Consider the following 9,093-nt stretch of genomic DNA (forward strand, 5'->3'; position numbering starts at 1 on the left):
CCGGTCAGGCACGCCAGCCGGTGCAGCGCCTGGCACTCGGACCGCGGCGTGGATGGGTAGGGCACCAGGGGCGCCGTCACGCACGTCCCGCAGCGGGTGGCGGGTCCGCTGACGATGGCAGCGAGGGCCGACCACGCGGAACCGTGGGTGCTGCTGACCGATCTGCCTCCTGTGCCTGTGGGACGAAGCGGGCGTTCGCCAATGCACGTCGATGGGCTGGGCTGGGCAGCGCGGCCAACTGCCGTTGCCGGGCAGGATCTGGTGGTGGCGGTGGTCACGCGGTAGATGGGAGCCGTCGGCACGCGGATCGACAATGCCGAACCGTCGGGGGTTCCGCCCGGTCGTCGGTGGCGCAGGGGGAGATCAGCCTGCGCTAGTGGGGGATGCACTCGTGGCGTTGGGTGCTGCGCACGGGTGATGGTGGCTCCGCTGGTGGTTGTGCCTGAGACCTACGCCTCAAAGCGATGACAGGATCACCATGCCTATCGAGACCCCGTCCCAATGCTTGAAATCGCTCTACATCCTCAACTTTTCAACACTGTTCCTCTCACCGTTCTGGAGATGTCATGGTCGCGCCTCATCACAAGACCAAGTGTCTGATGAGTCTCGTAGTTTCTCACCCCTTCAGCCCACACTCCTGCTGAGCGCCTGATCAAAACCACGAGTTTCTGACCACGCTCTCAGAATCACCTCCTTCTCACACGCTTGATTGCTTCGAGTATAATTGCAGGTATGAAGACATCAATGGTATTCACAGATGACCGATTAGCCGCTCAGCGCCGCACGTTGCGGATTGCCTGGCTGACCCTTTTCGTCTTCTTTGGTTTGTTTCTGGCTCTCATTACCTGCGTGATGTTCAGCGTCTGGCAGTGGTATCTGACGGCGACTGATACGCAGACGGCAACGTTGGTAGTCCGTGGCACAAGCGAGAGCATTGTCTGGCAACCAGCCGGTCGTACCATTTTTCAGGGTGTACGTGATCAACAACTGTTGAATGAAGGCGACGCAGTGCGCGCTTTACCCAATGCCGGCTATGGTCAGGTGGCTTCGTTACGTTTGTTTGAGGGGAGTCAACTCGATCTCTGGGCGGGAACAGATGTGCGTCTAACATCACTTCGCACGACACGCTGGCATAGTGGTACGCTAGAAATTGCCATCGAGCAGCTTAACGGTTATGTACGCTACGATGTGCGAGCCGATCAGCCCTTTCACAACGTGAATATAAGGGTTACGATTGGTGATGCTCAGGTTGTACTGTTGCCTGGTGGCAGTTATAGTATCGGACTGTCTCCACCAGAGCGACGTGTGATGCGTAGTGATGGTCGTCCTGCTCTGGTGGCCGATGTGGCGGTACGCAGTGGTCAGGCTATCGTGACAGGTATGGTTGGTCAACCAATCCACCTGGTGGCTGGGCAGCGGGTTGAAGTTGATCCAGCAGGTATGCCCGGCTTGCCGGTACCGGCACGCTGGGAATTGATCCGTGACGGTGGTTTTTCGCGCTTTTCCGAAATTGAGTACAATAACACCACTCGTACCGATGATCCGACCCTTCCGCGCTCAACGACATGGCAGGTTTCGGGTACACCGAGTCTGCCTCTTCCCGAACGCGGCTTCTTTCGGTTGGCGCAGATTTGTCGTCCACCGAATAATACGCTCGTTTGCCCGATTGAAGATTTTCGTACTGCGGCCTGGTTTTACCGTATGGGTGGTCAGACTAACGGCTTTGTCACCAGCATTCGTCAGGCGTTGGGGGTTCAGGGAACAGGGATTGACGTGTCCGAGTTCCGCTCGCTCATCTTCTCGCTGTGGGCACGGGTAGATTATCAATCATTACCAGCAGCCGGTGATCGTGGTACTGAGTGCCCGATCATGATTCGGATCATTGCTCGTCGTAGCAGTCCGTCCGATCCTGATGAGGAGCGAGTTGTGTGCATCTACACTGCTGCCAGTGATGATGCGTTGCGCGTGCGTGCAGATGGGGTCTTTTATCAGCGAGTAGAGCCATCAACCTGGAGCCGGTTTCAGGTCGATTTACGTGGTGAAAACTGGTTACCTGATTATCGCTATCTGCGCAGTGTTGAGATCTATGCCAACGGTCACGACTATGACTCGCGGGTGGCTGAAGTTTCGCTGATAGGAACACAGTAGGCTGGTGTATGCTGTATCACGGGGTTGATTTGGTAGAGGTGGCGCGTGTTCGTCGAGCGGTGATGCGTTACGGTCAGCGATTTTTGTGCCGAGTGTATACGGCAACTGAACAAGCTGATTGTATCGCAGCCCCGGCGGGAATCCGTTATGAAGCGCTGGCAGCGCGTTGGGCGGCCAAAGAGGCCTGTGCCAAAGCGCTGGGGATTGGTTTGCGCGGTCTGGGGGCGTTGGCCGTTACCGATCAACCACGTGCAGGGTTTCAGGAAGTCGAAGTGATACGTGATGCTACCGGTCGCCCTCTGCTGCGGCTATCAGGGGTGGCCGCTGAAACTGCTTCCGCGTTGGGTATTCGAGCGTTGGTCGTAAGTCTGTCGCATACGAATGAACTGGCTATCGCTAGCGTGGTTGGTTGGGCAGGTTGAAGGTATGAGTGAAACGATATTGCCATTTGTTGTAACCGCCAGTCAGATGCGTGCGGCAGAAGAGGCGGCTGTTGCGCAGGGAACGACGTGGGCTGCGTTGATGGAACAGGCTGGCGCCGGTGTCGCTCTGGCAGTGCGTCAACATGTTGCATTGCCGGCTGATCGACACGTATTAGTCTTTGTCGGTCCTGGCAATAACGGTGGCGATGCGTTAGTTGCGGCACGCCATCTGGCTGATGCAGGGGTTAGGGTTGTTCTGTATATCTGGCGCAGAACTGGTGCAGATGATAATCTCCTGGCCTGTCGTGCCCGCAATATTCCTGAGCTATATTCGACTGCCGATTCTGATGGTTCTCAGCTTGCTTCGGCGCTGGCGACGGCGGCTGTTGTGATTGATGGTCTATTAGGGACCGGCGGGAGACCGCCAACGAACGATCTGGCAACGATTATTAAGGCAGTGAATGCCGCACGTACTCGCCGTCCTGAGTTGCGGGTAGTGGCTATCGATCTACCGAGCGGGGTAGCCGCCGATGATGGACAGATACCTACCGTTGCTATTCGAGCCGATCTGACTGTGGCTACCGGTTTGATGAAGCGTGGATTATTGCTCTGGCCCGGTCGTGGGTTTGCGGGCAAGATTGTTGTGGCTCCTATCGGATTATCTGCACTCGATCGAGCACTGACGATGAGCGAATTGTTAACTACTTCGCATGCACGTGCCTTATTGCCACCCCGTCCGGCTGATGCCCATAAGGGTATATTCGGTAAGGTCCTGGTGTTGGCCGGTTCCATTAATTATCCCGGTGCAGCGGTTTTAGCATGCGCAGCCGCCCAACGCGCTGGCGCCGGTTTGGTGACTCTGGCTACCGGTCGCACGGTATTATCGCTAGCGACCTTGCCGCCAGAAGTTACGCTTTTGCCAGTCGCCGAAGGTGATTGGGGGGCAATTGGTCCGGCTGCAATCGACGATCTGGCCGAACATTTACCTCGTTATCAGGCATTGCTGATCGGCCCAGGCTTAGGACAGGCTGAAGTCACCCGCAAGCTGGTATTACGTTTGTTTGGGCTTGATCAGGCTCGGAGTCGGACCCGCGTCGGCTTTGTAGCCATTGGTGAAATGACCCCAGAATCGGCACAGCAAACGGTTGAATTGCCACATACCGTGATCGACGCCGATGGCCTGAATATCCTTGCCGGTGCGTCACAATGGTTTGAACGTTTACCACCTGAGCGTTGTGTTCTTACGCCACATCCCGGTGAGATGCGGCGTCTGTTAGGTGTGGCTGAATTGCCTGCCGATCTGGTTCAGACGGCAGCAGAAGCGGCGCAACATTGGCGGCAAACCGTTGTACTTAAAGGGGCGACGACGGTGATCGCGTCGCCAGATGGGCGAACGATGATCCACGATGGGGCGAATCCGGCATTGGCAACCGCTGGATCGGGTGATGTATTGGCTGGAGTAATTGCCGGTTTGATCGCGCAAGGCTGTCCACCATTCGCTGCTGCAACGTTGGGTGTCTATCTACACGGTGCGGCTGGCGCACGAGCACGAGCTACTTTTGGCGATGCCGGTGTGATTGCCGGTGATTTGTTGCCGCTCTTACCGCTAGTGATACAAGAGGTACGCTCCGGTTAAGAAACCGGGCCAGGATGCAGAAAGGAAGAGTAGTCATGCGAATGGTGGAAATAATTGCGGCTAAGCGCGATGGCCGCCCTTTGACCACCGCCGAAATCGAGTGGGTGGTCAAACATTACGTCGCCGGTGATATTCCTGATTATCAGATGGCCGCACTCGCAATGGCTATTGTACTGCGGGGAATGGATGACCGCGAAACAGCCGATTTGACCATTGCAATGGCCAATAGCGGCGATACACTCGATCTGCATGACATCGCCCCGATAACCGTTGATAAGCATTCAACCGGCGGGGTCGGTGATAAGACAACGCTCGTTGTGGCGCCGATGGTCGCAGCGGTAGGCTTGCCGGTGGCAAAGATGAGTGGTCGTGGTCTCGGTTTCAGTGGCGGTACTATTGATAAACTTGAGAGCATTCCTGGCTTTCGCTCCAATCTGAGTGCAGCAGAGTTTCGGCGTGCCGTCCGTGAACTGGGATTGGTAGTTGCTGCGCAGAGCGGTGATCTGGCGCCAGCCGATAAAAAACTTTACGCCCTTCGCGATGTGACCGCAACAGTTGAGTCGATTCCGCTGATTGCTGCCAGCGTGATGAGCAAAAAACTGGCTTCCGGTGCGGATTGTATTGTGCTTGACGTAAAATATGGGCGCGGAGCATTCATGCAGACGCTCGCCGATGCCCGGCAGTTGGCACGAACGATGGTTGCGATTGGGCGTCAGGCCGGACGGAAAGTGACTGCTGTTCTCAGCAGTATGCAGCAGCCGCTCGGTTTTGCGATAGGGAATGCGCTGGAGGTACGGGAAGCCATCGCTGCACTGCGTGGTTCTGGCCCATCCGATTTGGTCGAACTATCACTGGTACTGGGGAGTGAGTTGGTGCGCATGGCCGGTTTGCGCGATGATATTGATGCTGCACGTGCGGTGCTCATTGAAGCCCTGCAAAGTGGCGCGGCCTGGGAGAAGTTTCGAGCGATGGTTATTAACCAGGGTGGTGATCCATCGGTGATCGATGAACCCGAACATCTGCCTACTGCCCCAGTGCAGGTGGCGTTTCCGGCTCCACGTAGCGGTTTTGTCTCTGCGATTGATGGCCAGGTCTTGGGTCTGGCTGTGAATGCGTTGGGCGGTGGGCGGTCGCGTAAAGAAGATATTATCGATCACGCGGTTGGGTTGGTGTTACACGCTAAAGTCGGTGATAAGGTCGCCGCCGGTGAGCCATTACTGACGATTCACGCAGCCCGTCAGGTCGATGTCGAGCAGATTGCTGAACGTATCCGTTTTGCCTATACTATTCATGATGAACCACCACCATCGTTACCACTAGTCGAGGACATTATTCGTGACATCTGATAGAGGGTTGCCATGCCGATTTATGAATACTTCTGTCCAGCCTGCAATGGTCAGTTCCAAAAACTGGTACGTGGATTTAGCGATCCACCCGGCTTAGTCTGCCCTCGTTGCGGGAATACCGAAGTGCGACGTGCAATCTCGCGTTTCGCTACTCTCAAGTCCGAGGATGAACGTCTCGAGTCACTGGCCGACCCGTCAAATTTCATGGGTTTGGACGAGAGTGATCCTCGTTCGATTGCCCGTTGGGCCAAGCGCCTGGGCAAAGAGTTGGGTGAAGACGCTGGTGAAGATTGGGATGAGATGGTTGATCAGATGCTTGAAGAAGAGCTGAGTGGGAAGAAGGATGAAGATGATGTGCGGAAATCGGGCGATAAGCCCGATGATCTCGGGTGGGCCTGATAACCATTTGCATAAAAGACAATCTAACGCTATGATAAAGCAAAGTTGCCTAGAATGAACGGTCGAGTATGCGAATCCTCTTCTACACCGGCAAGGGCGGCGTCGGCAAAACCAGTGTTGCAGCGGCAAGCGCCCTCCGCTGCGCCCAACTAGGATATCGAACAATCGTACTCTCGACCGATGCAGCCCACTCGTTGGGAGACTCGCTCGGTGTTGATCTACGGGCAGAGCCGCTTCAAGTAGCACCTAATTTGTGGGCGCAAGAGATCAATGCCCTTCATGAGCTTGAATCAAGCTGGGGTACCGTATCACGCTATCTGGCCGATCTACTGGCGTGGCAAGGAGTCGAGACAATTGCTCAGGGGGAGTTGTCGGTTATTCCCGGTACGGAAGAACTTTTTAGCTTACTCCAGATCAAGCGCCATTATGACGAAGGGAAGTATGATGTGATCGTCGTTGATGCGGCACCCACCGGCGAAACACTGCGCTTATTGTCACTCCCTGATGTGATGCGCTGGTGGATCGCCCGTCTCTTCCCGATTGCCCGTGCGCTGCTCCGCGTAGTGCGACCCGTTGCACGACGAGTCACCGATATGCCGATTGCCGACGACGACGTGCTGGCCTCGGCCCAACAGGCTATTGATGCCCTGATCGATGTTCGTCAGTTGTTGACGAATCACCAGATTTGCACGGCCCGCATCGTTATGAACCTGGAAAAGATGGTGATTCGCGAAGCCCAGCGCTCACTGACTTACCTCAGTTTGTTTGGCTATGCGGTCGATGCAATTATTGTCAATCGGATTTTACCTCCCGACGTTGATGCCCATTTTGCGCAATGGCGTGCGATGCAGCAGCAATACGCGCCCCTGGTTGAAGAGATGTTCGAGCCGTTGCCAATCCTGCGGGCACCCCATTTTTCGCAAGAGATCGTCGGTGCCGAACTCCTTAATGAATTAGCCGACCATCTCTTCGCTGATCGCGATCCGACCACTTTCCTCTACCAGGGACCGACGCAACGGGTCGAGAAGACCTCTTATGGCTACGATCTGATCGTCCCGCTGCCGTTTGCCTCTGAGGATCAGGTGCATCTAGCGCAAAGTGATGATGAATTGCTTATCTCGGTGGGGTGGCATCGCCACCGAATTGTGTTGCCCCAATCGCTGGCCCGTCTACGGGCGCAAGATGCCTTTTTTGAAGACTCTTCATTGCGCGTCATCTTCCGTCGCGATGTGGCTGCCTGATGGGGATGTTTCAGGGCGCGTTTGATGATCAACGATATTGCTCGCCGATCATCGCTGCCGCCGCCGTAGGAGCAGCGGGTTACTGACCCACTCGCGGAGATCCCTTCTGGGCTGGTGGGGTGTAGTTATGCTACGCCCCACCGATGATGCAGGTGTCATTGTCATTGCAACAACACCTTGCTCTCTCAAACGAGATACTAAATATTGGGCCTGTATCCACATGTATCCACAAAATGTGGATACATCACATGGTCATCGTACTACCAGCGCTCTAACCAGACCGAGTTATCCGCGTGCCAGTCCTGGAATGATAAAGATGTCAGCGACCATTGCCACCAGACTCAACCCGTGTAACCACACTGCTGCCCAAACATTACGGGTGCGTAGTACCAGATAGCCTCCGATTACACCAATGGGAAGTGCCATTCCCACCATCAACCAGCGTTCAAACAGTGGCACCGGCGCTACAAACAGGTGGTTCAGTGCGTAAAACAGCGTTGTCAAGCCAACCGTCAGATGGGCATTCACACCTGAATCGCGCAGACCGAATAGCAGTACACCACGCCAGAGAAATTCCTCGGCCAGTACCAACACTGGGAAGAGGTACAGGAAGCCCATTCCAACCAGAATGGTCTCCATGGCTTCCATCGGTGCACCACCACCGCGATAGTAGAAAAAGGTGTTAATCCAGTCCAGGAGCATCAGCCCGACACCAATCCCGCCACCCCAAAGCGTTGCTGCACGCAGGTTGGCTTTCGTTACTCCTAGCGTTGCCCAGCCTTGGGTTCGTCCTAAGATAACGGCAACTCCCAATCCGCCGATAACGTAAACCACGAGTGCAGGCCATTCCGTCAAGCCCGTGAGCCCGCCGAGAATACCGATGAGCCAGACTGCTCCCACTAATCCTCCTCCCCAACGGATACGGGGATCGGCGAACAACGATCCGGTTGGACGTACAGATGCAGGTACACGCATAAGCACCTCCGCGCTTCGGTAAGCTGCTAGCTTACCTATCGTATGCGACGAAAGGGCAATTGTGGCAGAATGGTACACAACAAACGTTGTAATCTGGTCACGATAGCGGACTGGAAAACTACAATGCCCACTCGATCATTCGAGTGGGCATCATGCATTGTGGTGCCAAGAGCCGGACTCGAACCGGCGACCCTCGCGTTTTCAGCGCGATGCTCTACCAACTGAGCTATCTTGGCAAGCCGCCATACAATGTTGTGGTGGGCGATGACGGATTTGAACCGCCGACACCCTCGGTGTAAACGAGGTGCTCTACCGCTGAGCTAATCGCCCCAACGTCTGGTGCCCAGGAAGGGACTTGAACCCTTACGAGCGTGGTTAGCTCACTAGGCCCTCAACCTAGCGCGTCTGCCAATTCCGCCACCTGGGCGCTTAACGCCTTGCTATTATACGAAATCGCTAGCGAGTTGTCAAATGGGATGGGAATGTTCTGGTGGGTTCGATGTTTTCACGTTTGCGCAAAATGATCGATTCACGTGAAGTCAGTGTATGTCGTAGCAGCACGACTGTCTCCTCACCAACCCTTGATAGGGGGGGATTTAGGGCGATTTCAGTCATTAGGATGGGTTATCGAGATGAGCAGATAGGTCGAAGTGCAGCGCCGCTCTGTTGCGATGCTGAGCACAAAATGCACCTGATGGCGGCGCTGCGGCGTGGGCAGCGTGGGCACGGTCGATGCGCTGGTTGGCGGGGTACTGATAGGAACGTGGCGTCACCTCGCCCCTACTGACCAGGTTCATCTGTCGTGAGGTGATGATGGATGGAAAAGGCTCTTAGCGCCTATCCGAGTCATCCTGCCGCAGAAGAAAATCGATCAGGGTGCAGCGCCGCTGTGTCCGTACATCAGTCTTTCCCCACCATATGACTCC

General features: G+C 55.6%; 7 protein-coding genes and 3 tRNA genes. 6 read left to right on the forward strand and 4 right to left on the reverse strand.

Features of this window, described 5'->3' with window-relative positions; genetic code table 11:
* Positions 1–732 precede the first annotated feature (732 nt).
* The 6 genes from JE47_RS0118230 to JE47_RS0118255 all read left to right on the forward strand — a co-directional run bounded on the left by JE47_RS0118230 (position 733) and on the right by JE47_RS0118255 (position 7,192).
* Complete coding sequence (locus JE47_RS0118230; protein WP_031461125.1) at positions 733–2,148, forward strand: hypothetical protein; 1,416 nt, start codon at positions 733–735, stop codon at positions 2,146–2,148.
* An 8-nt stretch (positions 2,149–2,156) separates the two neighbouring features.
* Positions 2,157–2,570, forward strand: coding sequence for a holo-ACP synthase (acpS, locus tag JE47_RS0118235; protein WP_031461126.1), 414 nt, complete (start codon positions 2,157–2,159; stop codon positions 2,568–2,570).
* Between the two features lie 4 nt (positions 2,571–2,574).
* On the forward strand, positions 2,575–4,206 hold the full coding sequence (locus JE47_RS0118240) for a bifunctional ADP-dependent NAD(P)H-hydrate dehydratase/NAD(P)H-hydrate epimerase (protein WP_031461127.1): 1,632 nt from the start codon (positions 2,575–2,577) through the stop codon (positions 4,204–4,206).
* Between the two features lie 35 nt (positions 4,207–4,241).
* A complete protein-coding gene (locus JE47_RS0118245; RefSeq protein WP_031461128.1) occupies positions 4,242–5,552 on the forward strand; it encodes a pyrimidine-nucleoside phosphorylase in 1,311 nt (436 codons plus the stop codon).
* Positions 5,553–5,564: 12 nt separating this feature from the next.
* Positions 5,565–5,951, forward strand: a complete 387-nt coding sequence (locus tag JE47_RS0118250; RefSeq protein WP_031461129.1) for an FmdB family zinc ribbon protein — start codon at positions 5,565–5,567, stop codon at positions 5,949–5,951.
* Positions 5,952–6,019: 68 nt separating this feature from the next.
* On the forward strand, positions 6,020–7,192 hold the full coding sequence (locus JE47_RS0118255; protein WP_031461130.1) for an ArsA family ATPase: 1,173 nt from the start codon (positions 6,020–6,022) through the stop codon (positions 7,190–7,192).
* Positions 7,193–7,477: 285 nt separating this feature from the next.
* On the opposite strand, the gene JE47_RS0118260 is transcribed toward JE47_RS0118255, so the two are convergent.
* The 4 genes from JE47_RS0118260 to JE47_RS0118275 form a co-directional block, all read right to left on the reverse strand.
* Positions 7,478–8,167, reverse strand: coding sequence for a CPBP family intramembrane glutamic endopeptidase (locus JE47_RS0118260; protein ID WP_031461131.1), 690 nt, complete (start codon positions 8,165–8,167; stop codon positions 7,478–7,480).
* Between the two features lie 160 nt (positions 8,168–8,327).
* A tRNA-Phe gene (locus tag JE47_RS0118265) sits at positions 8,328–8,403 on the reverse strand.
* A 19-nt stretch (positions 8,404–8,422) separates the two neighbouring features.
* Positions 8,423–8,497: transfer RNA gene (locus JE47_RS0118270), tRNA-Val, on the reverse strand.
* 7 nt (positions 8,498–8,504) lie between these two features.
* Positions 8,505–8,594, reverse strand: a tRNA-Leu gene (locus JE47_RS0118275).
* Between the last annotated feature and the right edge of the window lie 499 nt (positions 8,595–9,093).

It is taken from the genome of Chloroflexus sp. MS-G (assembly GCF_000735195.1).
GTDB lineage: Bacteria > Chloroflexota > Chloroflexia > Chloroflexales > Chloroflexaceae > Chloroflexus.